23 protein-coding genes and 3 pseudogenes are annotated in these 26,286 nt (G+C 40.4%); 3 read left to right on the top strand and 23 right to left on the bottom strand.

All coding sequences use genetic code 11. The annotated features are described in order from the left end of the window. The first annotated feature begins 107 nt into the window (after positions 1-107). Entirely contained in the window at positions 108-725 is a 618-nt protein-coding gene (locus tag JCM10596_RS19050) for a hypothetical protein (protein WP_025028495.1), read from the top strand. 110 nt (positions 726-835) lie between these two features. Continuing rightward, a complete protein-coding gene (locus tag JCM10596_RS19045; RefSeq protein WP_025028494.1) occupies positions 836-1,225 on the top strand; it encodes a hypothetical protein in 390 nt (129 codons plus the stop codon). A gap of 675 nt (positions 1,226-1,900) precedes the next feature. Here JCM10596_RS19045 and JCM10596_RS28220 read toward each other — a convergent pair. From JCM10596_RS28220 to spoVAE, 12 genes and pseudogenes are all read right to left on the bottom strand, one after another. Further along, positions 1,901-2,584 carry a putative bifunctional diguanylate cyclase/phosphodiesterase gene (locus JCM10596_RS28220; protein WP_051541384.1) on the bottom strand — a complete coding sequence of 228 codons (684 nt, stop codon included), beginning with the start codon at positions 2,582-2,584 and terminating at the stop codon, positions 1,901-1,903. Continuing rightward, positions 2,581-3,597 (bottom strand): sensor domain-containing protein, encoded by a 1,017-nt coding sequence (locus tag JCM10596_RS28215; RefSeq protein ID WP_051541383.1) that lies wholly within the window; start codon positions 3,595-3,597, stop codon positions 2,581-2,583. Before JCM10596_RS28215 ends, JCM10596_RS28220 begins: the two co-directional genes overlap by 4 nt. A gap of 161 nt (positions 3,598-3,758) precedes the next feature. Then, positions 3,759-4,370 (bottom strand): orotate phosphoribosyltransferase, encoded by a 612-nt coding sequence (pyrE, locus tag JCM10596_RS19035; protein ID WP_025028493.1) that lies wholly within the window; start codon positions 4,368-4,370, stop codon positions 3,759-3,761. Continuing rightward, positions 4,370-5,104: an orotidine-5'-phosphate decarboxylase gene (gene pyrF, locus JCM10596_RS19030; protein WP_025028492.1), complete on the bottom strand. Its 735-nt coding sequence runs from the start codon at positions 5,102-5,104 to the stop codon at positions 4,370-4,372. The genes pyrE and pyrF overlap by 1 nt, the downstream gene beginning before the upstream one ends. After that, positions 5,094-8,308 (bottom strand): annotated as a pseudogene (gene carB, locus JCM10596_RS26485) (carbamoyl-phosphate synthase large subunit). The gene pyrF and the pseudogene carB overlap by 11 nt, the downstream one beginning before the upstream one ends. Next, positions 8,295-9,412, bottom strand: a pseudogene (locus JCM10596_RS26480) (carbamoyl phosphate synthase small subunit). Before JCM10596_RS26480 ends, carB begins: the two co-directional pseudogenes overlap by 14 nt. Before the next feature lies 1 nt (position 9,413). Continuing rightward, positions 9,414-10,712, bottom strand: coding sequence for a dihydroorotase (pyrC, locus tag JCM10596_RS19015; RefSeq protein ID WP_025028491.1), 1,299 nt, complete (start codon positions 10,710-10,712; stop codon positions 9,414-9,416). A gap of 20 nt (positions 10,713-10,732) precedes the next feature. Then, positions 10,733-11,653 carry an aspartate carbamoyltransferase catalytic subunit gene (locus JCM10596_RS19010; protein ID WP_025028490.1) on the bottom strand — a complete coding sequence of 307 codons (921 nt, stop codon included), beginning with the start codon at positions 11,651-11,653 and terminating at the stop codon, positions 10,733-10,735. Positions 11,654-11,891: 238 nt separating this feature from the next. After that, complete coding sequence (locus JCM10596_RS19005; RefSeq protein ID WP_025028489.1) at positions 11,892-13,199, bottom strand: solute carrier family 23 protein; 1,308 nt, start codon at positions 13,197-13,199, stop codon at positions 11,892-11,894. Positions 13,200-13,239: 40 nt separating this feature from the next. Next, complete coding sequence (pyrR, locus tag JCM10596_RS19000) at positions 13,240-13,785, bottom strand: bifunctional pyr operon transcriptional regulator/uracil phosphoribosyltransferase PyrR (protein ID WP_025028488.1); 546 nt, start codon at positions 13,783-13,785, stop codon at positions 13,240-13,242. A 271-nt stretch (positions 13,786-14,056) separates the two neighbouring features. Further along, on the bottom strand, positions 14,057-14,761 hold the full coding sequence (locus tag JCM10596_RS18995) for a DUF421 domain-containing protein (RefSeq protein WP_025028487.1): 705 nt from the start codon (positions 14,759-14,761) through the stop codon (positions 14,057-14,059). Positions 14,762-14,797: 36 nt separating this feature from the next. Then, positions 14,798-15,153: pseudogene (gene spoVAE, locus JCM10596_RS26475) on the bottom strand (stage V sporulation protein AE). 110 nt (positions 15,154-15,263) lie between these two features. Between spoVAE and JCM10596_RS18985 the strand changes: the two are divergent. Beyond that, entirely contained in the window at positions 15,264-15,980 is a 717-nt protein-coding gene (locus JCM10596_RS18985; RefSeq protein WP_025028486.1) for an endonuclease/exonuclease/phosphatase family protein, read from the top strand. Positions 15,981-16,023: 43 nt separating this feature from the next. Here the strand turns inward: JCM10596_RS18985 and spoVAD are convergent, their stop codons facing one another. The 11 genes from spoVAD to JCM10596_RS18935 form a co-directional block, all read right to left on the bottom strand. Next, positions 16,024-17,058, bottom strand: coding sequence for a stage V sporulation protein AD (spoVAD, locus tag JCM10596_RS18980; RefSeq protein WP_025028485.1), 1,035 nt, complete (start codon positions 17,056-17,058; stop codon positions 16,024-16,026). Positions 17,059-17,062: 4 nt separating this feature from the next. Next, positions 17,063-17,539 (bottom strand): stage V sporulation protein AC, encoded by a 477-nt coding sequence (spoVAC, locus tag JCM10596_RS18975; protein WP_025028484.1) that lies wholly within the window; start codon positions 17,537-17,539, stop codon positions 17,063-17,065. Positions 17,540-17,552: 13 nt separating this feature from the next. Next, on the bottom strand, positions 17,553-18,209 hold the full coding sequence (locus JCM10596_RS26470; RefSeq protein WP_051541382.1) for a DUF421 domain-containing protein: 657 nt from the start codon (positions 18,207-18,209) through the stop codon (positions 17,553-17,555). Positions 18,210-18,222: 13 nt separating this feature from the next. Next, positions 18,223-18,411 carry a DUF421 domain-containing protein gene (locus tag JCM10596_RS28210; protein ID WP_051541381.1) on the bottom strand — a complete coding sequence of 63 codons (189 nt, stop codon included), beginning with the start codon at positions 18,409-18,411 and terminating at the stop codon, positions 18,223-18,225. A gap of 61 nt (positions 18,412-18,472) precedes the next feature. Beyond that, entirely contained in the window at positions 18,473-18,682 is a 210-nt protein-coding gene (locus JCM10596_RS18965) for a DUF1657 domain-containing protein (protein ID WP_025028483.1), read from the bottom strand. 115 nt (positions 18,683-18,797) lie between these two features. Next, positions 18,798-20,612: an ABC transporter ATP-binding protein gene (locus JCM10596_RS18960; protein ID WP_025028482.1), complete on the bottom strand. Its 1,815-nt coding sequence runs from the start codon at positions 20,610-20,612 to the stop codon at positions 18,798-18,800. Continuing rightward, positions 20,612-22,366: an ABC transporter transmembrane domain-containing protein gene (locus JCM10596_RS18955; protein ID WP_025028481.1), complete on the bottom strand. Its 1,755-nt coding sequence runs from the start codon at positions 22,364-22,366 to the stop codon at positions 20,612-20,614. The genes JCM10596_RS18960 and JCM10596_RS18955 overlap by 1 nt, the downstream gene beginning before the upstream one ends. Before the next feature lie 134 nt (positions 22,367-22,500). Beyond that, on the bottom strand, positions 22,501-22,854 hold the full coding sequence (locus tag JCM10596_RS18950) for a hypothetical protein (protein ID WP_025028480.1): 354 nt from the start codon (positions 22,852-22,854) through the stop codon (positions 22,501-22,503). A 158-nt stretch (positions 22,855-23,012) separates the two neighbouring features. After that, the gene (locus JCM10596_RS18945) at positions 23,013-23,591 is read right to left on the bottom strand and encodes a glycerol-3-phosphate responsive antiterminator (RefSeq protein WP_034681772.1); all 579 of its coding nucleotides are present in this window, start codon (positions 23,589-23,591) and stop codon (positions 23,013-23,015) included. Between the two features lie 16 nt (positions 23,592-23,607). Next, on the bottom strand, positions 23,608-25,110 hold the full coding sequence (gene glpK, locus JCM10596_RS18940) for a glycerol kinase GlpK (RefSeq protein WP_025028478.1): 1,503 nt from the start codon (positions 25,108-25,110) through the stop codon (positions 23,608-23,610). Positions 25,111-25,204: 94 nt separating this feature from the next. After that, entirely contained in the window at positions 25,205-26,029 is an 825-nt protein-coding gene (locus JCM10596_RS18935; protein WP_025028477.1) for an MIP/aquaporin family protein, read from the bottom strand. Positions 26,030-26,286: the final 257 nt, after the last annotated feature.

Raw genomic sequence — 26,286 nt, 5'->3', positions numbered from 1 at the left:
CTAGGAAGGATAATTCTAGTAATATACGGCCGTATCTACTTTATACTAGTTGAAACCGACCTTTGAAAATTAGTTCTATTTTATATCTAAATAAGGAGTGAGTTATTTTGGTACAAAAAAAACTACTATTAATTATGTTAATGATAGCTCTTGTTTTTTCAACAACATCATCAATAACACTTGCTGAAGAAATTAACAAAGAACTTTCAACAGAAAAAAATATAGACTTTAAAGAATATACAGTAAATTATAATGGAGTTGAATTTGCTAGTGATTTCGAATTAACCTCTGAGGATATAGAATTTATATACAATATAGCTTTGAACAACAATAAAGAAGATGAGCTTTCAATAAATTCAGTTGATGGTGGTGGAAATTCAGGTACGATTACATACGGACCATTCGAAGATAAAATAGACAATAGTGGTATAAGAGTTTTCATTGACACTGTGGTTGCCCGCATGATGAAATATCTTAAACTTCCAGCAAAGGTTACCGAAAAGTTTTGGAGAAATTGGGCCTTTAATCATGTAACTGGATGGGCTTCAGGAAGCGTTGCACCTGATCACTATGTTAAACATTGGTTATGGGAAAAATTTGAATATCCTAATAACAGTAGTTGTAGAAGCGAGTATAATACTATAGTTTTCTATGACCAAGATTTTACTTTTACTAAACCTAAAAAAGTAGAAGTGCTCTGGGTAGCGACAAATTGCAAAAGATAAATAAGGTAAAAGTATATTAAATTTAACTAAACAAACACTTTGCGTAACAACAATCGACGCTAAGTGTTTGTTTAACTTTAGATCTAACTCTTTTAAATGGAGCTGATAATATGATTAAGAAAACTCTACTCCTGTCCTTTAAAACCATCTTACTTGTTGGCATAGCCATTATCTTTATCAACGATTTTTTTCCACAATATATCTTAAATCAGGTGTTATCGAATAAATTAACGGCTATATTAATGATTGCTTTTGCTCTTATATTTTCATTACTTCCAATTTCGTGGGAAAGAAAAACAGAAAAAGAAGAAATAATAGATTCTATTAAGTCTGATGTTTTGTTACTTCTATATATTGTAGCGTTAGCGGTCATCTTAAATTTACTAGGAGGGACGTCTCAAGTAGGGATTACGTTTAAAAATCCAATAGTTCTCCTTATTTTATTATGTGCTTTTGGAGAAAATATAAGGAAGGTACAAAAGTTAAAAAAATTGCGCTGATTATAGGGTGATGCTTACATCATCTTCTCTCTCATTTTTTAGGAAAATATACTTTTTTTGTAGATGGCCGAATCAATTTCATAATGCATTTTATTAAAAATGCTTGTAAGAGGAGAATTTTTATTACGAGGTTTATAAAAACTTAGGCAGTCTGATCAGTAGTTTGTAACTTAAGGTGGATACGATAACACGCTAGTGAATCTGAGTCAATAATTTGGACACAAAAAAGTTAAGTTCTAAGCAATCAGCTTACAGTGGTCTTCAACAGCCTGTGAAGCCCTAAAACCAAGGCGATCAGGTATTCTCTTTCTGCTATACCATCCTTAAAATAAGCCCCATCTTAGATTGCTGTGTTTGACAGGCGTTCTTTAATGCTCGAACCACTATATCCGTTGTCATTGTACGCTAAAATGAATACCCTACTATTTTATAGGTATATAAGTTTTAGCAGCTGGATACTTACCTCTTCGTAGTCACAATGGTCTTTCCTTTTTTCATTTTTGCGAACTTAATTTTACGTTATCGGGTTATTCAAAATGTTTCAAAAACACAAAAGGCCATCCCACATCATTCGCCTCATAGCCGCACTGGGATAGCCTTCTTTCTTTTCTTTTTAATTGTTATAATGCCCAACCTTGTCCACTTTTTCTCTGGCAATTCAATCTGTCTTCCCACTCAAGCAGTGCCCTTGTCCTGACAATTGCATTGCCAATTCTTCAAAAAAAGCTTTAACTCATCCATACAGACCGGCTTACTAAATAGATAGCCTTGCATTTTCATACAATCCTTCGAGAGAAGAAAATCTAGCTGTTCTTGCGTTTCAACACCTTCAGCAATGACATTAAGCTTAAGGCTATGCGCTAACCCAATAATCGCTGTTGAGATTAATCCATCGTTATATTGAGATGCAATATCGCGAACAAATGAACGATCGATCTTGAGCGTATCAATTAATAGATTACGCAAATAGCTTAAAGAGGAATAGCCTGTCCCGAAATCATCAATCGCAATGTGAATCCCCATTTCTTTTAGCTGTTTGATTTTCCTTAAGGTTTCATCCACATTTTCGATGATCACACTTTCTGTTAATTCAATTTCTAAGTATCTTGGGTCTAGTCCTGTTTCTTCTAAGGTTTGCTTGACCATATCGACAACATCTACTTGCTGAAATTGAGTAGAAGAGAAATTAACGGCAACTCTGATTGGAGGATAGCCTTCATCCTGCAAAGCTTTATTTTGTTTACAAGCAGTAGCGAGTACCCATTTACCCAGCGGTACAATCAAGCCTGATTCTTCAGCTAGCGGGATAAATTCCGCAGGTGAAATCATACCTCGCTGTGGATGCACCCAACGAATCAAGCTTCCATACCCATGATTTGTTTCGTTGTGAAATCTACTTGAGGTTGAAAATAGAGAATGAATTCATTCTGCTCTATGGCTTTTCTAATGCTGCTTTCCATGGACAGCTTTTCAAAGGAGCGTTTATTCATCGATGGATTATAAAATTGATAATTATTTCTCCCTAACTCCTTCGCCCGGTTCGTCGCAATATCTGCGTGCCTGACAAGAGAATCTATATCCTCTCCATCATTGGGAAACAAGCTTATTCCGATACTCGCTGATAAATGGAACTCATGTTCATTGATCACCCATGGTTCCTCTAAGCAGGTTAAGATTTGCTTCGCTTTCTTTCCAGCGTCCTCAGAGCTATCCAAGTTGTCCAAGAACATGATAAACTCATCTCCACCAAATCGCGCAAGCGTTTCATTCGATTCCAAGAATGCAGATAGACGATCCGCTAAGCCAAGCAGAATTTGGTCTCCGATTTCATGCCCTAAGCTATCGTTTATTTTCTTAAAGCGATCTAAATCAATAAATAGAATCGCAAATTTCTTTTTCTCTTTTTTCGCTCTCAAATAAATGGTATTCAAGCGATCTAAAAATAAGAAACGATTAGGTAAGTTGGTTAATTGGTCATGATAAGTGATATGATCAATTAATTGCTCAGCTCTTTTTTGTTCGGAAAAATCTTCTACAATGGCAAGCCCACCCGTAATTTGGTCATTTTCTTTTATCGGAGCAAACTTCACATTTAGCGGGATGGTCTTGTTAGAAGTAATGGTCCTATACTCACCATTAAAATGACTAATCTCTCCAGAAAGTACCTTCTTTATACAATACACCACTCGCTCATCAGGTAATTCCAATAAGTTAAGCCCGATTATTTTTTGTTTAGGAGAATTTAATATTTTTTCAAATCCTTCATTACAAACAGTGATGATCCCATCCCTATTAAAATGAAATACACCAACAGGAATATGTTCAATAAGCAATTCATATAGAGCTTCCGTTTTTGATTGTTTCTCCTGCATGATTTGGCCTCCTAAAAAATAGGGAATGTACAGTAACGAACTTTAGCCCATATTCTCATTATCGGCTTATAACTTCAAAATGTTTACTAAAAAACTAAAAACTATAGAGTGCATTAAGAAATATTTTCTAATGCATCCTATAGTTCTATAAAAAAGGTTTTTTATGTATGAAAAGGATTCCACTTTTGAAGCTGAGATAATTCCTCTTCCGTCAGCTTTCCTTCTTCTTGTGCTACCTTGAGCAGCTCTTGGTACGAGGTTAAGGTAACATATGAGGATTTTATCTCATGAAATGCTTGCTCTGCTTGCTGAAATCCATAGGTGAATATCCCAACAACCCCTAAGACCTCTGCTCCAGCTTCTCTTACTGCCTGAACCGCCGCTATAGAGCTTTTGCCCGTGGAGATTAGATCCTCAATGATGACTACCTTATCTCCTGGTTCGATTTTCCCTTCAATTTGGTTTTGCTTTCCATGCCCCTTAGCACTGGAGCGAATATAACTCATTGGAAGTTCAAGTAGATCAGCCACCCAAGCCGCATGAGGGATGCCAGCCGTAGCCGTTCCAGCAATCACCTCAGCCTCTGGATGATGTTGTTTGGTCAACTCAGCCAACCCTTGAGCAATTTCTCTTCTTACAGCAGGATAAGCCAGAGTTAGTCTATTATCTGTATAGATAGGGGATTTTATCCCCGAAGTCCACGTAAAAGGGTCCTGAGGTTTTAGCTCGACAGCCCCTATTTCAAGTAAATGCTTGGCAATTCTTTGTTTCATCATCTGCTCTCCCCCTCGATTTGTTTCAAGATTTCAGCATACATTTGGGCAGGATCGGCTGCTTTCGTGATCGCTCTCCCGATCACCATATAATCCGTTCCTAATTGAGCCGCTTCCTGAGGAGTAGTCACTCGTGTTTGATCATCTAACGCTGTTTCCTTTGGACGTATTCCTGGTGTGATTGTTAGAAAGCCCTGACCAAGAGATTCCTTGATCAACGTGATCTCTAATGGAGAACATACTACCCCATCCAATCCACTTTTTTGAGCTAGATTGGCATAATGTAAGACCGCCTGCTCCATTTGTCCAGAAATGCCGATCTCCTGATTTAGTGTTTCTTGACTTGTACTTGTCAGTTGTGTCACCCCAATCAGCAGAGGCTTTTTCTGCCCTGGTATTAACGCCTGTTCTATCCCTTCAACAGCTCCCTGCATCATTTTGATCCCACCAGCACAATGAACATTAAACATATCGACCCCTAGACGAGTCAAGGATTGAGCAGCTCCCTTTACCGTATTCGGAATATCATGCAGCTTTAAGTCTAGGAAAATAGAAAACCCTCTTTCCTTGAGCTTATAGATGAGCTGAGGTCCTGTTTGATAATAAAGCTCCATCCCTATCTTTAAATAGGGATGGTATGGCTCCAGAATGTCAACGAGTTGTAATGCTTTCTGTTCATTTGGAAAATCTAAGGCGACAATGACTGTGCTCCTGCTCTTGATATTACTTTCCATGGAGAACTGGCTCCCTTGTTTCAAAGCTGGGCATGGATCGAGTAGAGAAGGTAATAGATTCTAATACTCTTAGCATAGCTCGAGCCGTATCGAGTGAGGTAAAGACAACAACGCCATTCTCTACAGCCTCACGTCTAATTTTAAAGCCATCTCTCGCAGGCTGCTTTCCTTTGGTTAGTGTATTGATAATAAAACTAACCTTCCCACTACGAATCACATCTAGCAAGTCTGGTTTTTCTTCACTAAGCTTGTTGACTCGCTGAACAGGGATTTGCTCCTGCTCTAGACGATGTGCTGTGCCTGATGTCGCCCATATTTTAAAGCCTAATGAGTGGAAGCGGTGAATTAATTCAATGGCTTCTTCTTTGTCTTTGTCTGATACCGTTACTAAAACAGAGCCATGAGTCGGAATATTCATCCCTGAGGCAACGAGCCCTTTATAAAGTGCTTTCTCTAGATTCACATCGCGCCCCATCACTTCTCCGGTAGATTTCATTTCCGGTCCAAGAGTGATATCAACTTGTCTTAATTTAGCAAAAGAGAATACAGGTACCTTGACTGAAACAACAACATCCTCTGGATGATACCCTCCCTTGTATCCTAGGCTCTTTAGACTCTGCCCTAAAATGACCTTAGTTGCCAAATTAGCCATTGGAATACCCGTAATTTTACTTAAGAAGGGAACGGTTCTTGACGATCTAGGATTTACTTCTAGCACATACACTTCTTCCTTATAGATGACAAATTGGATGTTTAGCAACCCCTTAATCTCTAAACCTAAAGCAAGCTTGGTTGTCATCTCGATAATCAGATTCTTTACTTTAGAGCTGAGAGTCTGTGGAGGGTAGACAGCAATAGAGTCACCTGAATGAACCCCAGCTCTTTCGATGTGCTCCATAATTCCTGGAATGAGAACTTCTTCCCCATCACAAATGGCATCCACTTCAACCTCTTTGCCTAGAAGGTAACGATCGATCAGAACAGGGTGCTGAGGATTAATCTTAACGGCATGCTCCATATACCCTAAAAGCTCTTCCTCTGTGTAGACAATTTCCATCGCTCTTCCGCCAAGAACATACGATGGACGAACAAGAACAGGGAATCCTAAGCCCGTTGCTGCTTCAACCGCTGCTTCAACAGATGTTACGGTTTTTCCTGGAGGTTGAGCAATATTCAATTGCTTCAAAAGCTTTTCAAATTTCTCTCGATCCTCAGCAGCATCAATATGAGCTAAATCGGTTCCAAGAATACGAACTCCTTCTTTTTCTAAAGCCTCTGTCAGGTTAATGGCGGTTTGTCCGCCAAATTGAACAATCACTCCATAAGGCTGCTCCTGTTCGATTACATGCAATACATCTTCCACATATAACGGTTCAAAATATAATTTATCGGAGGTACTAAAATCGGTAGAAACAGTTTCTGGATTATTATTAATAATGATCGCTTCGTACCCCGCTTCTTTGATCGCCCAGACGGCGTGGACAGTAGCATAGTCAAATTCGATTCCTTGTCCAATTCGAATCGGTCCTGAACCTAAGACCACTACCTTTGGTTTGCCTGTGGACTCGACCTCATTCTCCTCTTCATAGGTTGAATAATAGTAGGGGGTTGCCGACTCAAACTCAGCCGCGCAGGTATCCACCATTTTATATACAGGACGAAGCTGAAGATTCTTGCGCAGACTCCTTACCTCTGCCTCTGTTGTTTCCCATAGTTCAGCAATGATACGATCCGTAAAGCCCTTCTTCTTGGCTTCTTCTAATAATTCAGCATCAAATCGGAACTCTTTAAGCGATCTTTCCAATTCAACCATCTTAGAAAACTTATGCAGGAAAAACAAGTCGATTTTGGTCCATTCCCAAATCTCATGAATGGTATATCCTCGGCGTAATGCCTCTAAAACAGCGAATAATCGTTCATCATCAGCTTCGATACATTTCTCCTTAAGCACTCGATCCTCAAGGGTTTTCAATTCTTTTAACTGCAAATGATAGGCTCCCGTTTCTAACGAACGAACCGCTTTTAACAAGGACTCTTCTAGGTTTCGACCAATCGCCATTACTTCACCTGTTGCCTTCATTTGTGTACCTAATCGACGATTGGCAGACTCAAACTTATCGAAGGGCCAACGAGGAATCTTAGACACAACATAGTCTAAGGCTGGTTCAAAGCTAGCATACGTACGTTTAGTTACAGGATTAATTAGCTCATCTAAACGGTATCCTACCGCAATCTTAGCTGCCATCTTCGCAATGGGATAGCCTGTTGCTTTAGAAGCCAGAGCAGATGAACGGCTGACACGAGGATTGACTTCTATTAAGTAATATTGGAAGCTGTCTGGATCTAAAGCAAATTGAACATTACAGCCTCCTTCGATTTTTAGAGCACGAATGATTTTAATCGCCGAAGAACGCAGCATTTGGTATTCACGGTCAGATAAGGTCTGGCTTGGAGCAACTACGATACTATCTCCTGTATGAATTCCCACTGGATCAATATTCTCCATATTACAGACGACGATACATGTATCGTTAGCATCCCTCATCACTTCATACTCAACTTCTTTGAATCCTGCAATACTTTTTTCTAACAAGCATTGGGAAACAGGAGAATATTTTAATCCACTCGCTACGATCTCTCGTAGCATATCTTCATCCTTGGCGATTCCTCCTCCTGTACCTCCAAGAGTATAGGCAGGACGAATAATGACTGGATATCCTACTTGTTCCACAAAAACAAGAGCTTCTTCAATGGAATGAATGATTTCACTTTCAGGAACAGGCTCCTGTAATTCATTCATAAGACCACGGAATAGGTCACGGTCTTCAGCGTTCTGTATAGCTTCCAAATCGGTTCCCAGCAATCTAACATTCTCTTCTTCTAACACTCCTGCTTCTGCTAATTGAACTGCCATATTTAACCCTGTTTGCCCTCCAAGTGTAGGCAGGATTCCATCTGGTTTTTCTTGTCGAATCACCTGAGTAACAAATTCGAGTGTAAGCGGCTCGATATACACTTTATCTGCGATATTTGTATCCGTCATAATAGTGGCTGGATTGCTATTAACGAGGACAACCTCATAGCCTTCTTCTTTCAAGGCTTGGCAAGCTGGGTACCTGCATAGTCAAATTCGGCAGCTTGACCAATGACAATAGGTCCTGAACCAATAACTAAAATCTTTTTGATATCATTAGATCTTGGCATGAGTTTTTTCCCCTTTCTCTATATGAGCCTCTACTAATTCCATAAATTCATCGAATAAATGATTGCTGTCAAAAGGTCCAGGTGCTGCTTCTGGATGGAATTGAACTGAAAATGCAGGGAAGTCCAGATGTTTTAATCCTTCAATCGTTTTATCATTGACTGCTAAATGGGTCACCTTTAGGCGCGTTCCTTCCAATGAGTCCCGACGAACGGCATATCCGTGATTCTGTGAAGTAGCATTGTCACGTCTTTTTCTACATCAATGACAGGGTGGTTAGCCCCTCTATGACCAAACTTCATTTTTTCTGTATCAGCGCCACAAGCTAGGGCAAATAATTGGTGACCTAAACAAATTCCGAATAGGGGGAACTTCCCCATAATTCCTTTGATCATCTCAATCGCTTCCCCAACATCCTTAGGATCACCAGGTCCATTGGAAAGGAGCACTCCATCAGGACGCAAACGAATGATTTCCTCTGCTGTAATGTTATACGGGACGACTCTGATATCGCAATGACGATTGGTTAATTCTCTAAGAATTCCTGCCTTCGAACCAAAGTCCACCAGAACTACTCTATGCTTTCGACCTGGGCAATGAAACGAGTTTTTGGTCGATACCTTAGCTACTTGATCTGTCATTAGCGGAAGCTCTTTCATTTGTTGAACAAGCGACTCGACGTCTTCTACTGTGTTACCTGAGATAATCATCCCTTTCATCGTTCCTTGCTCACGGATGATTTTAGTTAATTTTCTCGTATCGATATCATAAATACCTGGGATTCCATATTCCTTTAACAACTCATCCAAGGTGGTTTCTGTTCTCCAGTTGTTTGGAAACTCGCTATGCTCTTTTACTATAAAGCCGTGAATATAGGGAGCAATTGACTCAAAATCATCTCGATTGATCCCATAGTTCCCAATGAGTGGATAGGTCATAGTAACAATTTGACCACAGTAGGATGGATCAGAGAGCACCTCCTGATAGCCTGTCATGCCTGTATTAAAGACAACCTCTCCCATTGTACTTGTTGAAGCTCCAAAGGATTTCCCCTTCATCACCGTTCCATCCTCTAGGACTAGATATGCATAATTACGTTCACTCATGTTATACTAACTCCCTTCTCTTAAACCCTTCTGCTTCACTCCAGATGATGTTGCCTCCAACCACAGTCATAATCGGCCAGCCTTGACATTTCCAGCCTTGGAATGGAGTATTGGATGCTTTAGAGGCAAACGTTGCGGCGTCAATTTCTCTTTCTGCTTCTAAATCGACAATTGTTATATCTGCCACCGCTCCCTCTGTTAACCTACCGGAAGAAAGACCAAACAAGTCGGCTGGCTTGGACGTCATTCGTTCAATCAGTCCTGTAAGTGATAAGACTCCAGTTTTTACAAAATGGGTGTACAATAATGGAAAGGCAGTTTCCAGTCCAACAATTCCAAATGGAGCTAATTGCATTCCCTTTGCTTTTTCCTCCGCTGTATGGGGGGCGTGATCTGTTGCAATGATGTCAATGGTGCCATCCAATAATCCTTCTATCAGCGCTTCTCGATCTGCTTTTGCTCGTAATGGCGGGTTCATTTTGAAATTAGGATCAAGTCCAGGAATATCATCTTCTGTGAGTAATAAGTGGTGAGGACTAACTTCGGCAGTCACTGAGATTCCAGCTTTTTTTCCTTCTCGGATTAGACGTACTGATTCTTTGGTGCTCACATGGCAGACATGGTAATGAACCCCTGTTGCTTCTGCTAATAGGATATCTCTACCTATGTGGATTGATTCAGCTTCTGAAGGAATGCCTTTGATTCCATGCCTTCTGGCAAACTCTCCATCATGGACAGCTCCACCGATTAATGTGTCATCTTCACAGTGTGCTACAACTGGTAAACCAAGGTCTCTTGCCATCTGCATTGCTTGTTTCATCATCAAGCTTGATTGGACACCTACACCGTCATCTGATACAGCTACAATCCCTGCTTCTTGCATGGCTCTAAAGTCCGTATGCTCTTTTCCTAGTTGATTGAGTGTAATCGCTCCTATGGGAAGGACATGAACATATCCTTCCGTCTGACGTTTGTCATGGACAAATTGAATTCGTTCTTTCGTATCTAAACAGGGTCTGGTATTGGGCATACAAGCGATCGTAGTGAATCCGCCTTTTGCCGCCGCTTTTGTCCCTGTTTCAATTGTTTCTTTCGCTTCTCCTCCTGGCTCTCGTAAATGAACATGCATATCAATAAACCCTGGAAAAATCCATTTCCCTTGGCAGTCAATCACTTGATGTCCTTCCATAGATAAGCCTGAACCTTTTTTGACAATTCGATCCTCTTCAATCAAAAGGTCTAAGATAACAGGCTCTCCACAATGATTTAACATAAATCCTTCCTTTAATAAGATTCCCATTTCGTATCACTCCCCATTTTTTAGATCAACATTTCTTTCTTGGATGGTATTAGAGCCTTCTCTAGTACAGCCATTCGGACAGCCACACCATTCGATACCTGTTTAAAAATCCTTGATTTAGGAGATTCAATTAAGCATGAGGCGATCTCGACATCACGATTAAAAGGAGCAGGGTGCATGATAATCGCTCCTTTTTTCATAAATTTTGCTCTTTTTTCTGTCAATCCATATAAGTTATGATACTCATTTTGACTGATATCAAGTCCTCGATCTTGATGACGCTCATGTTGGATACGCAGCATCATAACGACATCAGCCTCTCCGATCGCATCCTCTATGGGCAGCCAGGTACTTCCTTCACGAAGCTCTGGATCATACGGTTTGTAGGCATCTGGACCAGACAAAATTACCTCTGCCCCGAGCTTTTTTAAGCCATAAAAATTAGAGCTTGCCACTCGACTATGCTTGAGATCACCAATAATAGCGACCTTCAGACCCGCGATCTTCCCAAACTCCTGCTTCATTGTCAGCATATCTAATAATGCCTGTGTGGGATGCTCCTCATTCCCGATTCCGGCATTAATCAGCTTGACTTGCAGGCGCCCCTGTAGATCCTCTAACAGACCATTCTGAGAATGGCGGATCACAGCGGCTTCTACTCCCATTGATTCAATGGTTTTGATCGTATCGTATATCGTTTCACCCTTCTGCGTGCTGGAGCTGGACTCTTGAAAATTTAAGACATGAGCCCCTAATCTTTTTTCTGCTACCTCAAAGGAAAATCTTGTTCTTGTGCTATTTTCGAAAAATAAATTGACAACAAATCGGTTTTTTAAGATGTCGATGGAGGATAATGGCTCGTTGATAAATTCCTGTGCTCTTGTTAGTATCTGTTCAATTTCAAGTGCCTCTAGATTCTTTAATCCAATTAAACTTGTCATATCATCGCCCGTCTCCTTTTTCTAAATCATTGTTACTCTTATTGTTCATTTCTTCTGACAAAAAAACACCTTACCGCAGGTGGTAAGGTGTAGACGAGTCCCTTGTAAAAAGGACATAGCTATAGTGCTCTCTGTTTCTGCTGTTCTCAACAGTACATACTCATAGAAAACACTCTTTTCACCTTACCAGCCTCTCTGGACTGTCTGTTAAAGGTTCTATTATTCGATTGTCATCACACTATTTCGTCGGAGCCCCTACTAAGTCATCTGTAAACATTGGCTTTTGCCCATAGGATACATCCTTTTCAGGAAGAAAGAGATGCAAAACGATCCCTAAGATAGTGGCTGTTGCCATCCCTGAAAAACTCACCACTTGTTGTTGATTCAAAATCGTCGTTCCAATACCTGAAACTAAAATGACAGAGGCAATAATAAGGTTACGCTTATGAGTAAGGTTTACCTCTGAATCGATAAGAACTCGTAGTCCTGAGGAGGCGATTAATCCAAAAAGGAGAATAGTCACTCCTCCCATGACAGCCACAGGAATCGTGGTGATAAAGGCATTAATCTTCCCACTAAAGCCGAAGAAAATGGCTAGGACAGCAGCTCCTCCTACAACATACACACTAAACACTCTGCTTAAAGCGAGAACCCCTACATTTTCTCCATAAGTCGTATTAGGAGGACCACCCATAAAGGCAGCAAGCGTTGTAGCAATTCCATCACCTAATAAGGTTCGATGGAGTCCAGGGCGTTGTAAAAGATTACGGTCCATCACTTTACTTATTACCATCATATCTCCTGTATGTTCTACTAAGGTAACAAGGGCAACCGGCATAATAATGGCAACGGCTGTCCATGAAACCACAGGCGTCACAAATTCAGGTATCGCAAACATGGACGCTTCTCTTACTAAATTGAAGCTGATCTCACCTATAAAGAACGCTGTAATATATCCTCCAATAATTCCAATCAGGATAGGAATAAGTCCGAAAAATCCTCGGAAGAAGATCGCACTGACAATCGTAATGATTAAAGTAATACTGGCAATGAGTAGCTTCGTTTGGTCAAAAATAGCCGTTCCATCTTCTAGCTTGGTCACGACCGCCATATCTAAAGAGATACTTGCCAATCCTAATCCAATGACCATAATCACGGGTCCAATCACAATCGGGGGGAAAATCGTTTTCAGCCAGCCTACCCCAAATCGAACGATCAATAGAGAGATCACACCATACAAGATCCCTGCAAATAGAGCTCCAAACATGGCTTGTCCTACACCCTCTGTTCCAACAACCGTAGCTAATGGGGCAATAAAGGCAAAGGAAGAGCCTAAATAGGCTGGTACCATTCCTCGTGTCACAACTAAGAAGGCGAGCGTTCCAACCCCACTTGCAACCAACGCCACGGCTGGACTAATACCGACTAAGAAGGGAACCAGTATCGTTGCTCCAAACATCGCAAACAAATGCTGTAAGCTCAGAGGCAGCCACTGCGCTAACGTAGGTCTTTCATGAACATCTAAGACCATTTTCTTTTGATCCATATTGACTCCACACCTTTCCTGCTCTTTCCTATGTACGATCCTATCCTTGATATAAGTCAACCTGATCGATTTTATCGACCTCTTGCATCTGCACAGCGATTTTTTCATGTTTGGAAGTAGGCACATTCTTCCCGACAAAATCAGGTCGAATCGGCAATTCGCGATGACCTCGATCAATGAGGACAGCCAGTTGAATTACCTGAGGTCTGCCATGATCAATCAAGGCATCAAGGGCTGCTCTCACAGTCCTTCCTGTATACAACACATCATCCACAAGAATGATCTTCTTCCCTGTGATATCAACAGGTAGCTGTGTTCCCTGTAGCAATGGATTTTCATCCTCCGTGCGATAAGTCAAATCATCACGATACAAGGTAATATCTAACTCACCTACTGGAACTGTGATCCCTTCAATTTCATGAATCTTTGTGGCTAACCGCTCAGCTAAATAGATTCCACGAGTTTTAATCCCTACTAACACACAATCCTCTACACCCTTATTTCGTTCAATAATTTCATGAGCAATTCTCGTCATCGCTCTCCTAAATGCATCTTGATCAATAATAGTTCGAAGCTGCTCCTTCATAGCCTATCACCTCAACTTTGGATTATTCTTCTTCCTAGCTTATTCTTTGTTTTTTTGCACAAAAAAACCTCTTGTCGCTGACAAGAAGTTTTGCGTACACAAACAAACATGTGAATCTAGGATCAAACAATATCACTGATCAACTAGTACACATACCGTGCTCCGTAGTTCCTTGTCAGCCTCTCTGGACTGATTTAAAGGGGTCTATTCACTTGCATTAAGTATGCCATCATTGTCGAATGAAGTCAATCCTTTTTGTTTATCCCACGCTTTATTTTCTACTGGTGAAAATATTTCCACCCTCATCCATCGTCATCAAGAATACTTCTCCCACACTGTTAAATCCTTTCTTTTTAATCTGATTCTCAAGCCAACTGACTGTCCCCTTTTTTTCTAAGTTCTTGTGCACGATTGCACCATCCATGATAAGGACACTTGGATACCCTTTGATCGGGCGCTCAGGTAATAATAGATCTGTGGAGGTAACCGGTTCTGCCTGGCTTTTTTTGATCACACTAATCTGCCCGTTTGATTCTAGGATAGCGTAATCCACAGTAGAAAGGTCAGAGGCGTTACGCAGACGGAGATCCATCATTAATGATTCTATTGTCACCTTGGTTTTTTTCAGTTGTTTATGTAAGATTCGCCCCCGTTCTATTAATATAATCGGCTCATCCTCAATCACTCTCCTAAACCGCGGAGTTTTTAAGGCGATGTAGGCTAGGGAGAGATGGATACAAGAAATAAGTGCTGCTGCCGCTAGAGGACCTTTCAAAGGAAGCTCACCAGTGGAGAGAGGCTCCCCTAGAACATCCCCAATAATCACACCAAATAAAAAGTCTAAAGGGTTAAGTGCCCCTAAGGATCTCTGTCCTAAAACCTTAAGAATAATGAAAATATACAGATAAACAATAACGGCTCTGATGAGAAAACCTGTAACTGATAGATGTTCTGACCCCGTCCAAAAATCGAACATATTCGTGAATCTCCTTTCAATGTTTCTTTTGGGGAGTTATCCTTTTGGTTTAAAAACTAATGAGGCAAAAAAACCAAAAATAATTGCCGCAGAAATACCAGCACTGGTTACTTCAAAAATTCCTGTTATAATCCCTACAATTCCATGGCGTTCTGCTTCTGCCATGCACCATGAACCAAAGCATTACCAAAGCTCGTAATAGGAACCGTTGCTCCGGCTCCTGCAAAATCAATTAAAGGTTCATACAAGCCCAAGCCATCCAAAATCGCCCCTAAAATAACCAATGTACTCATCGTATGGGCTGGAGAAAGCTTCAAGATATCAAACATGATCTGTCCTAACATACAGATCAGACCACCAACAACAAACGCCCAAAAAAAAGTACCTGCCATGCTTTATATCCCCTCTGCTTTCCTAAATGTTCATCCTTTAATATGGCGCTTTCTTGTTTTAAATATGTAAGGAAGGAAATACTCGATAGTAGAAAGAGAGGGGACTTGTTATGGAATTTAGGGTAATGACCTTTAATATTCATCATGCGAGAGGACTTGATGGTTGCGTCAGTCTTGAACGAGTATTGAGGCTGATTCGTTCAGCCGGCCCCCTCGATCTTATAGGTCTAAATGAAGTAGATGTCTGCTATGGAAAAAGAAGCGGGTGGCTAAATCAGGCAGAGTATTTTTCTCAGGAGCTCAAGATGGATTATCTTTTCTCCCCTTCGATCTCTTCTACAACTGGCTATTATGGAAACCTCCTTCTATCTAAGTACCCGATACGAGAAGGGAAGACTCACCTAATAACAGGGGCATATGCAGAAAACAGATCATTTATTGAATGTGAAGTCAAGATCAATCAACACTTTATCAAAACCTATGTGACCCATGTAAGCTTAAGTTCAGTTACACAGGCTATACAAATGAAACAACTCTCTCATCACATTTTAGAGGATCAATTAGAGAATAAACATGTGCTTCTCATGGGGGACTTTAATTTTTCACCCTCACACTTCTATTATCAAAAGCTAACGAAACAATTAAAGGACGTATGGAAGACTCTTCATCCGAACAAAAAAGGAGCTACCTTCCCTTCGGTCTGCTCCTTTTTTCGATTTGATTATATTATGATTACCCCAACCATGGAAGCCACTTCAGCAACCTTGATCAAAAATTCAAGAATCGCATCAGATCACTTGCCACTCGTAGCTACTATAAAAATCTAATCTGTTAACCAACTATCAGATCGTTTCATCGACTATAGGGAATTCAGGAAAGAAGTGTTTCATCAACTTCAATGGCTACTGCATGACAAATACAAGGAATGGACTCCTTTTGTTGAAAGCTGATAGGGGATAGCAAAGCTCCGGTAGCAGCCACCAAAATCTTCTTTAACTTCCCTTGTCTCATGAGATTAAATAAATGACCATACGTCACTGTAGCCGAACAAGCACAGCCGCTTCCACCCGACAGCACAACAGATTGATTCCCGTAAATAAGCACACCGCAATCCTTATAGACACCGACAGGAATCTCAAAGCCATGCTTTTGCATCAAATCATGACAGATGTCATATCCTACTCTTCCTAAATCCCCCGTGACAATCAAGTCATAATCCTGAAAGCCAACGTTAAAATCTCGAAAGTGAGCTGTTAAGGTATCCACTGCCGCAGGAGCCATTGCTCCCCCCATATTAAAAGGGTCACTAATGCCCATATCCACCACCCGTCCAATAGTCGCTCCAATTACCCTTAATGGGGATTTACCTGCTGCTTTCTCTTCAGCTTGAACAATAGCAGCTCCAGCACCAGTGACAGTCCATTGAGCGGTTGGAGGTTTCTGTCCTCCATATTCAGTGGGGTAACGAAATTGTTTCTCAGCAGAGGAATTATGACTTGCTGTCCCGCACATCACAGTGTGTGCATTGCCACTATCCACGATCATCGAAGCTAACGCCAGACCCTCCATAGAAGTCGAACAAGCCCCAAAAATACCTAAAAAAGGGATGGATAATGTCCTGGCAGCAAAGTTGCTTGAAATGATTTGGGACATTAGATCTCCTCCCAAATAAAACTGCACTTGATCCTTCTCCAGTCCCGCTTTCTCAATCGCCTTTTCGCAAGCACCCTCTAATAATTTTTTTTCTGCCTTTTCCCAACTGTCCTGTCCAAGCCATGTATCACCATGTATGACATCGAAATCTTCAGCTAGCGGTCCTTTTCCTTCAAACGGTCCAACTACAGCAGCCGATGAAGTGATCACCGGCTTTGTTTTGAACATCCAGCTTTGATGACCATGTAGCATGTCGTTATCCTCCTAACTTGAGTATGGTAACTTTGATCAAAGCCACAATAAAGGCTGCCACTGTTCCAAAAACAATGACTGAGCCAGCTAGCTTAAACATGTTTCCTCCCACGCCGAGCACATAGCCCTCACTCCGATGCTCAATCGCAGCAGAAGCAATCGAATTGGCAAATCCAGTAACAGGTACAGCCGTTCCAGCACCAGCCCATTGGGCAATAGAGTCATAAACACCAAACCCAGTTAACAACACGCCAATAAAGATTAAAGTAGCTACTGTAGGGTTTCCTGCCGTTTTTTCAGTAAAGTCGAAGTAAGTCATGTAGAAAATGCTAATGGCTTGCCCAATGGTACATATCGTGCCTCCGACCACAAAGGCTAGGAAACAATTACGCAGTACAGGGCGTTTGGGTTCTCTCCCCTTCATAAAGATATGGTATTCCTGTTGTGTAGGGGTTAAATTTTTTTTCTTTTTATCTGACATGAACATTCAACTCCTAGGTTTTCAGATGAGGTTCAAGTCTAGAGGATATCTCCTTCATCTCAGCAGCATAGTGACTATATTTTTGCTTCCATTCTTGGTTTTTTGTTTCTAAAGCATATGTCATAAAATCAGCTTCTATTTTCTTTAATGTGGCTAAAAGTAATTGTTTCGAGCTAGGTGGGGGAAGTTGAATGGAATCATCAAATAGATCCACATATAATTCCCCCATGGAGTCTACTTGAGCTATAAAAATATTTTCTGCAGAAATTCCGATCTTATCCAATTCCTGTTTCATCCATTTTCGATTTAGGCCAAGATTTGTGAGGGGTTCGTCCATTATTTTTCCATCTAAGATAACTGTTTGCGGTTCTTTCATGGCACTTACATTTATTCGCATATCCTTAGGTGTCAAGGGTTGCTTTTCTCTTTTTAATAGGGTGGTAATATCACCATTCGCTTCCATAACAGCAAACTCTACATCTGCTAAGTGAAATACGTTCTTTCTTCTTAATTGAGAAAGCAATTCTTCTCCTGTCAGTCGAGCAGAATGGAGGTTTTCCTCCATGATTTTCCCTTCTTTGATAACGACAATTTCCTTGCCGTAAATATGATCATGAGCCACTTCGACTTCTGGGTTAAGAATTGGACAACGAGGATAGAAAATGTCCATAGAAATAACCCCATCAGCCTACCATGGCATTTGGGATCAAATTAAGCGCAATTAGCGCAATCATCCCTGCTGTCACCATACCTGCTATGTAGTCAAACGTCGTCATCCCTGAAAGAGGCCGACGCCCGAAAAAAGGGATGACTAATAAAAGTAATATAAAAAGTCCAACCGTTCGATACAAAATCACAAGCCACTCTGCCATTTTCCATTCACCTCTCTGATTTAATGTAGCCCAAGAGGCTTCTCTCTTGGGCTAGACAACGTTATGATTGGTTTTTAAATTGAGGCTCTTCCTCAAGAATTTGAGAATATCTACCTTCCAATTGGGTCACAATGTTTTTTTGTTGAGTGGCAAGCTGTTGGAATAATTGCTTCGCCTGCTGATTTTGAGTTTCTAAGGAAAATTGAGTTAAGCTTGCCTCAACACTTTGGGCTGAAGCGATGGCTTGTTGTATTTGAGTTTGAACAGTCATGATGTCACCCCTTTCCAAAGATTAATCTTGCCTGATGCTCTCCATTTCATCCTTGGAAAAAGATTCAAAATCCAATTTTCTATTTCACCTATACACTTTAAATCCTTCGTCTTAACTAACTTGTTATTTCTGCCTCTCCTAGCAATTCTGTAATTTCTTCGGAGGCTACGCTTCCTTGCTGAAGTAGGTACATCTTGTAGTAAAGTCCCTTCTTTTCTATCAGTTGTTGATGGGTTCCTCGCTCCACAATCTCTCCACGATGTAAGACAAGAATTAAATCAGCATCCTGAATCGTAGATAATCTATGTGCAATAGCGATGGTGGTTCGTCCAAGCCGCATTTTTTGTAAGGCTTCTTGAATATATTCCTCTGTTTCTGTATCAACATTGGCTGTTGCCTCATCCAAAACCAAAATCTTCGGCTTCTTCACCATTGTACGTGCAAAGGATAGAAGTTGGCGCTGACCACTAGAGAAGGTAGCTCCTCGTTCTCCCACTGGTTCATTGTATCCCTCAGGTAATTTTGCAATAAATTCATGAGCCTGAACAAATGTTGCTGCTTCAATAATCTCTTGTTCTTCTATCGTTTCATTGCCGAGATGAATATTATGCTTTATATCACCGACGAATAGAAAAGGATCTTGAAGAACCAAGCCCATTTTGTTTCTTAATTCACTCTGACTGAATTCCGCTAATGGAATATCGTCGATCAGAATTTCTCCTTCACTTGTCTGGTAAAAATTCATCAATAAATTTGTAATCGAGCTTTTTCCACTCCCTGTATGTCCTACCAATGCTACAGTTTCACCAGGGTGAGCAACAAAAGAAATGTTTTTGAGCACCTGTGTCTTGCCATCATAGGAAAAGGAAACATCTTTGAATTCAATTTTCCCATTCTGAATCGATTGATTTTCTTGACCTACCGATTGCGGAGCATAGCGCTTCTCATCTAATAGCCCAAAAACCCTTTCAGCAGAAACGGTTGCTTGTTGAAACTGAGCTAATCTCATCATCATCATGTTAATTGGCTCGAAAAAACGATCTAAATAGGTAATAAAGGCATAGATGACCCCGATTTGAATGGGACTATCCATTGATTTTATACCAAAGAAGCTCATTACTAGAATAATCGCCAAGAGATAAACAAGGTCGGTTGCTGGTCTTAAAAGCAAACCATTTAATTTAATATTTTTGATCAGCGCTCGATTATGTTCCTCATTTATTTTTCCAAACTCAGCTCTCAACCTCTTTTGTTGCCTCAGCGCTTGGATCATATTCATCCCTTGTAATGATTCATTTAATTTTGCATTTAATTGACTTAATTTCTCCCGAGATAAATGATACACTTTTGAACTAAAATAACGGTATCCAGCCATCAAACTAAAAATGATAGGGACAAGAAATAAGCAAAATAAAGCAAGTTGAACATCAAGATAAAACATGGCTATGAAAATACCAATTAAAAACACGATAGATTGTAAGAAGGTAGATAAAACACTCACGTACAAATCCTTGATTGCCTCTGTATCATTCGTGATTCTCGAAACCAGACTTCCTACAGGTGTCTGATCAAAAAAAGACAAGCCCAGCTTCTGCACTTTAGCAAAAACATCAATTCTGATCTGACGAATAATCCATTGGGCAATCTTTTGAAAGGAAAATAACTGATAGTAATTTAAACCTACTGCTGTAAAATGTAACAGGAGGTACCCTCCCCCTAATAGGAGTAAAGAATTGCGATCAAAAATCCTAGGTGTTAAATAATCATCAATGTAAATTTTAATCAGGATTGGTCCTATTACTTCTGCTGCTGTTGCCATCAGTAAAAATATAAAAGCAAGCGACAAGTGCTTCCAGTGGGGCTTCATATACGCAAGCAGGCGTTGAAATGCATGCTTCTTGGAGATATTCTCCTTATGAGTTGGATTCATTATTTTTGCCCTCCTTGCGTCACCACTGATTCTAATTGCTGCTGCTGATACATAGAAGCATACCAGCCTTCTAGAAGCATGAGCTCCTCATGTCTTCCTCGTTCCACTACTTCTCCATCATCTAAGACTAGGATCAAATCGGCATGCTGAATGGCACTAAGACGATGAGCCGAAATGATGGTTGTCTTGTCTTTTCTTGTTTCCTTTAATGCTCGAATGATCGATTCTTCTGTTGACGCATCAACAGCGGATAGAGAATCATCTAAAATCAGTATTTCTGGATTGATCAGCATCGCTCGAGCAATAGAAATTCGTTGTTTCTGACCTCCTGATAAGGTGACTCCCCGTTCTCCAACAATCGTCTGATAACCTTCTTCAAAGCGCTGGATATCCTCATCTATACAGGCGATGGATGCCGCCTTTCTGATCTCTTCCATTGTCGCTTCCGGTCTAGCAAAAGAGATATTGTTAGCAATGGTCGTTGAGAATAAGAAATGGTCTTGAGGAACATAACCAATCGCACTGCGTAAGCTATCTAATGTAACGTCATAAATGGATGTAGCACCCATTCTAATATCTCCTGTCACACCGTCAAACTCTCTTAAAAAGAGCCTTAATAGCGCGGTTTTCCCTGATCCTGTTTTCCCTACTATCCCGAGAGTTTGCCCTTGATGTAAATGAAAGTGAATATGCTGAAGATCAGGATTCTCTTTTCCTGGAAAAACAAAGGATTGAATCTCACAATGAATATCCCCAGAAGGTGTGTGGGCAATCGCTCCTGCTCTATCAACAATATCAGGCTGAAGATCGAGCAAAGACTTCACTCGATCATAAGAAGCCCTTCCTCTTTCGACAATATTAAATAACCAACCAAAAGCAAGCATGGGCCAAATCAATAGCCCTAAATACATCGTAAAGGTTGTCAGCTGTCCTAAGGTCATTCTTTCTTCTACGACAAACATAGACCCAACGCTAATTGAAAGGAAAAAGGAGATGCCGACGATCAAGCTGATCGTTGGATCGAATAGGGCATCTACTCTGGCTACGGCAATATTTTTATCAACCACATCCTGAGATTGTTTCTTAAAGGCTTCTACTTCATAATTTTCTTGACCAAAAGCCTTGATCACTCGAACTCCTGATACATTTTCTTGAACCTTGTCATTTAATTCAGAAAAAGCAGCTTGTGCTTTATGAAAGCGTTGATGCAGTAATGTACCATAGTAGCTCGTTGCCCATGCCATAAAAGGCATAGGAAGCAGGACAATCAGGGTCAATTGCCAATCAATAGCTACCGCCATCATCAGAACCACCAGACTACCCATCGCAATGGAATCAACAAGAGTCAACACACCTTCTCCGGCTGTTCCTTCGATTGCCTGAATATCATTAGTGGAGTGTGCCATCAAATCTCCTATTCTTCTTTTATGAAAGAATTGGGGCGACATTTTGGTAAATTGTTCATAGAGTCGGTTTCGCAATAATTTCCCTAAGCGAACAGCCGAACCAAAAAGTAAAATTCTCCAGATAAACCGCAAAACATACACAATAATTCCAATCGCTAACAAGATCCCACCCCAATATACAAGGCGATCTTTTGTCAGACTCCCTGCTTTGATCTCATCAACAATGAGTCCTACTACATAGGGAGGGATTAGGGTAAGAAGGGTCACAAAAATAAGAACAATAACACCCGTTATGTAACTCTTTTTTTCTAATTTAAAATACCACCATAAATCTTTAAAAATACTCATTCGATTACACCAGCCCCGTAAATTAGTGAAATGAAAAAGAAGCCAATTTTTCTATTGTATGGCTTCTATATCAGCTTCTTAAAATATATTACGGGAATCTAAATAAGTAAAGTCTTAAAAATTCAAAATAATATTTACCTTTTTTCAATACTGATAACCTTATTCAAGGGAATCAGGATACGCACTCTTTGATTTCCGTTTTTTTCAATGATTTCTATATAATCTTCTCCAATTTCTCTCAATCCGGCTTGAAATGTGCCTCGAAAAGTAGAGCGAATAACGACGGGAATCGTTCGAACTCTAGTCAAAGTATTAAACAATACAAGCTGATTCACAGATAGAGGAACAAAAAATTGACCACTCACACGGATAAATTTTTTTCCCACTGCTTGTAACAAACCAGGTTCACTTTGGAAGTCTTGCGCAGAAATAGCTAACCTCCTACCAATATGAGCTCGTAATCTCTGTTGTAAGCTGATCCTTCTCATAGAACATCCTCCTTCTATTCACTTTTACCTTACTATATGGAGAAAAGTGAACAACGGTTCTAGGGAAGGAAACCAAATAAACCATCATCCCCTCCTAACGTTGTAGAAAGACGATGATGGCTAAAGGAGGCAAGAGGACCACTAGTGAATCCCTATCCTTAAATACCTACATTCCAGAGGGAAGGATCACTAATTGAGGTGGCTAACGCTCCTGCTTTTAACGCATCTAATATTTCTTGTTTATCTCTTATCAATCCACCAGCAATGACTGGTAAGTGGGTTTTTTCAGTAATTTCATAAATAACCCTAGGCATTAAACCTGGTAAAACCTCTATGGCGTCTGGTCGACAGGATTGAATCATTTCAATTCCTTTATTCAGAGCCGTTTGATCGAGTAGAAAGATCCTTTGAATTGTTAATAACCCTGCTTCTTTCGCCGTTTTTATGAGCTGACTTTTCGTCGTAATGATGCCATCAGGCTTCCATTCTTTCGCAATATATTCTACTGAACTTCTATGATTAGAGAGTCCATCAATAAACTCCATATGAATAAAGACTCTCATTCCTGCTTCCTTAAGCTTCGTTACATATTCACTCACTGACAGGAGATCACCTGTCAATAGGAAAGCCATATTCGCCTCGCTAGCGATGGCTTTTTGCACGGATTCAGGTTTACTAATGGTTGCAATCACCTGTGATTCAACCATGTTAACAATAGATCTTTCCACTCTGATCATCCTTTGTTCTATTAAATTATTCTTCTTCTTTTTCCCAGTCCATTGTACGCTTCACAGCTTTTTGCCATTTCTTATATAGCTTAGAACGCTTCTCTTCTTCCATATAAGGTTCGAACACCTTATCTAAGGAGGAGCTATTCAAGATGTCTTCTTTATTCCAGAAGCCTACGGCAAGCCCTGATAAGTAGGCAGCTCCTAGTGCTGTTGTTTCTGTTACAGCAGGACGCTCAACTTGAACCCCTAGAATATCCGATTGGAACTGCATTAACACATTATTCGCTACGGCACCACCATCTACTCTAAGTGATTTTAAAGTGATACCCGAATCCTTTTCCATCGCACTTAACACATCTTTTGTCTGATAGGCAAGCGAATCTAATGTTGCGCGAACGATATGCTCTTTCTTCGTTCCTCTTGTTAAACCAAAGATCGCACCACGTGCATACATATCCCAATAAGGAGCTCCTAATCCAGCAAAAGCAGGAACAACGTAGACTCCATCGGTATCTTCAACCTTGCCAGCATAGTATTCTGAGTCTGGAGCGGAATCTAATATCTTTAGTCCATCTCTTAACCATTGGATAGCAGCTCCCGCAATAAAAATACTACCTTCTAATGCATATTCTACCTTACCATCAATCCCCCAAGCAATCGTTGTTAATAATCCCGAATGAGAAGTGACAGCTTCTTCACCTGTATTCATCAGCATGAAGCAGCCTGTTCCGTAAGTATTTTTTGCCATTCCTGACTCGAAGCAGGTTTGCCCAAATAAAGCCGATTGCTGATCTCCTGCCACGCCCGCTATTGGAATCTCAGCTCCTCCGAATGTTTGAGGGTCTGTTACACCATAGACATAACTAGAAGGCTTCACTTCAGGCAGAACAGAACGAGGAATATTTAACTTATCTAAAAGCTTTTGATCCCACTCTAGTTTCTTAATATTGTATAACAACGTTCTTGACGCATTAGAGTAGTCTGTTAAATGCTGCTTACCCCCTGTAAGCTTCCAAATTAACCATGAATCGATTGTACCAAATAATAGATCTCCTCGCTCTGCTTTTTCTCTAGCTCCTTCAACGTTATCAAGAATCCACTTCACTTTGGTTCCTGAAAAGTAAGCGTCCACAACAAGCCCCGTGCTTTCTTTTATATACGCTTCCAATCCTCTTTCTTTTAAATCATCACATATTCCAGCTGTTCTTCTATCTTGCCATACTATCGCATTATACACTGGCTTACCCGTTGTTTTGTCCCAAACCACTGTCGTTTCTCTTTGGTTGGTAATTCCAATGGCTGCCACTTCCACAGGCTTAATATCTGACTTCTCAAGAACCTCACGAGCTACTCCACTTTGTGTACCCCAGATTTCCATCGCATCGTGCTCAACCCAACCTGCTTTGGGATAGATTTGTGTAAATTCCTTTTGAGCCACTGCCACAATTTCTCCAGCTTTATTAAATAAAATCGCTCTTGAGCTTGTTGTTCCTTGATCCAATGCTAGTATATATTTCTTTTCCATCATGATAAACCTCCTATTATTAGAAAATCTAGTAATACAACTCTCTTACCTCTTCTATCTATCTCTATACTATTTCCCAGTCATTATGCTTTCGTTATGCTGCTTCTTCATGGGAAGCTGTGGATTTCGTTAGTTCCTTTGAACGGCTGTGAACAAATAGAATCATCGCTACTAGAACCACTGCACCAATAATTAAACCCTGATTAGCATTCCCAGTAAAGATGGTTTGATGGAATAAAGCACCTAATACTCCACCAATGACAGGTCCTACAACTGGAATCCAAGCATAGCTCCAATTGGATGATCCTTTTCCCGCAATAGGAAGAAGAAAATGAGCAAGCCTTGGTCCAAGGTCACGCGCTGGATTAATGGCATACCCCGTCGTTCCTCCAAGAGAAAGACCAATTGCTACAATTAAGAAACCTACAATCAAAGGATTTAAACCATGTGCAAACTCGTTAGCTCCGATCGCTAAAATACCAAATACTAAGATAAAAGTACCAATAATTTCACTTACTAAATTAGAAGGAGTGTGCTTGATTGCTGGACCTGTAGCAAATACTCCGAGTTTTGCTCCCTGATCTGCGGTTGCTTTCCAATGAGGAAAATATTGTACCCAAATGATCGTTGCCCCCAGCATCGCTCCTAGAAACTGAGCGATTATGTAGGATGGAACCTCTGCCCAAGGAAATTCACCTATAGACGCTAAGCCTAATGTAACTGCAGGATTGAGATGGGCTCCACTGATTCCTCCTACAGCATATACAGCGATTGCTACTGCAAATCCCCAACCAAAAGTGATGACAATCCAACCTGAACTTTTGGCATAGGCCTTATTTAGTGAAACGCCTCCACATACACCTGCACCAAAAATGATAAGAATCATTGTTCCAATAAGTTCACCTAAGAATGGTGTCATGCTAATTTCCCCCTTAACTTTACTATTCATCTGTTTTCAATAAAGGTTAGAACGTGATAAAACTTTTTTCTAGTCTACTCTTCTATCCTATTTTTGGATGCGTTTTCATTTTTCTTATAACCACCACCTTTATTTTTTCTGAAGAATAATAAGGATTAAGTCACGTAACAAAGGACAAAGAAAAAAGAAGACCGTCATAAATACCGCTGAATATTCTCAGCGCATACTTATAAGGTCTTCTCCTAGTCTCCACCTTT

This window comes from Caldalkalibacillus mannanilyticus JCM 10596 (assembly GCF_000615945.1).
Taxonomy (GTDB): domain Bacteria; phylum Bacillota; class Bacilli; order Caldalkalibacillales; family JCM-10596; genus Bacillus_AT; species Bacillus_AT mannanilyticus.
Note: the sequence above shows the minus strand (reverse complement) of the source record. Positions and strands in the feature narration are given on the sequence as shown.

Coding starts and splice junctions, on each gene's coding strand:
- spoVAD (WP_025028485.1), bottom strand. CDS start 17,058: ATGCTACATGGTCATCAAAGCTGGATGTTCAAAACAAAGCCGGTGATC.
- glpK (WP_025028478.1), bottom strand. CDS start 25,110: ATGGAAAAGAAATATATACTAGCATTGGATCAAGGAACAACAAGCTCA.
- JCM10596_RS18955 (WP_025028481.1), bottom strand. CDS start 22,366: ATGAGTATTTTTAAAGATTTATGGTGGTATTTTAAATTAGAAAAAAAG.
- JCM10596_RS18985 (WP_025028486.1), top strand. CDS start 15,264: ATGGAATTTAGGGTAATGACCTTTAATATTCATCATGCGAGAGGACTT.
- JCM10596_RS28210 (WP_051541381.1), bottom strand. CDS start 18,411: ATGGCAGAGTGGCTTGTGATTTTGTATCGAACGGTTGGACTTTTTATA.
- spoVAC (WP_025028484.1), bottom strand. CDS start 17,539: ATGTCAGATAAAAAGAAAAAAAATTTAACCCCTACACAACAGGAATAC.
- JCM10596_RS18965 (WP_025028483.1), bottom strand. CDS start 18,682: ATGACTGTTCAAACTCAAATACAACAAGCCATCGCTTCAGCCCAAAGT.
- JCM10596_RS18995 (WP_025028487.1), bottom strand. CDS start 14,761: ATGTTCGATTTTTGGACGGGGTCAGAACATCTATCAGTTACAGGTTTT.
- JCM10596_RS26470 (WP_051541382.1), bottom strand. CDS start 18,209: ATGGACATTTTCTATCCTCGTTGTCCAATTCTTAACCCAGAAGTCGAA.
- pyrC (WP_025028491.1), bottom strand. CDS start 10,712: ATGGGAATCTTATTAAAGGAAGGATTTATGTTAAATCATTGTGGAGAG.
- pyrE (WP_025028493.1), bottom strand. CDS start 4,370: ATGAAACAAAGAATTGCCAAGCATTTACTTGAAATAGGGGCTGTCGAG.
- JCM10596_RS19010 (WP_025028490.1), bottom strand. CDS start 11,653: ATGACAAGTTTAATTGGATTAAAGAATCTAGAGGCACTTGAAATTGAA.
- JCM10596_RS18960 (WP_025028482.1), bottom strand. CDS start 20,612: ATGAATCCAACTCATAAGGAGAATATCTCCAAGAAGCATGCATTTCAA.
- JCM10596_RS19005 (WP_025028489.1), bottom strand. CDS start 13,199: ATGGATCAAAAGAAAATGGTCTTAGATGTTCATGAAAGACCTACGTTA.
- JCM10596_RS18950 (WP_025028480.1), bottom strand. CDS start 22,854: ATGAGAAGGATCAGCTTACAACAGAGATTACGAGCTCATATTGGTAGG.
- pyrF (WP_025028492.1), bottom strand. CDS start 5,104: ATGGAAAGTAATATCAAGAGCAGGAGCACAGTCATTGTCGCCTTAGAT.
- pyrR (WP_025028488.1), bottom strand. CDS start 13,785: ATGAAGGAGCAGCTTCGAACTATTATTGATCAAGATGCATTTAGGAGA.
- JCM10596_RS28215 (WP_051541383.1), bottom strand. CDS start 3,597: ATGCAGGAGAAACAATCAAAAACGGAAGCTCTATATGAATTGCTTATT.
- JCM10596_RS18945 (WP_034681772.1), bottom strand. CDS start 23,591: ATGATCAGAGTGGAAAGATCTATTGTTAACATGGTTGAATCACAGGTG.
- JCM10596_RS19045 (WP_025028494.1), top strand. CDS start 836: ATGATTAAGAAAACTCTACTCCTGTCCTTTAAAACCATCTTACTTGTT.
- JCM10596_RS18935 (WP_025028477.1), bottom strand. CDS start 26,029: ATGACACCATTCTTAGGTGAACTTATTGGAACAATGATTCTTATCATT.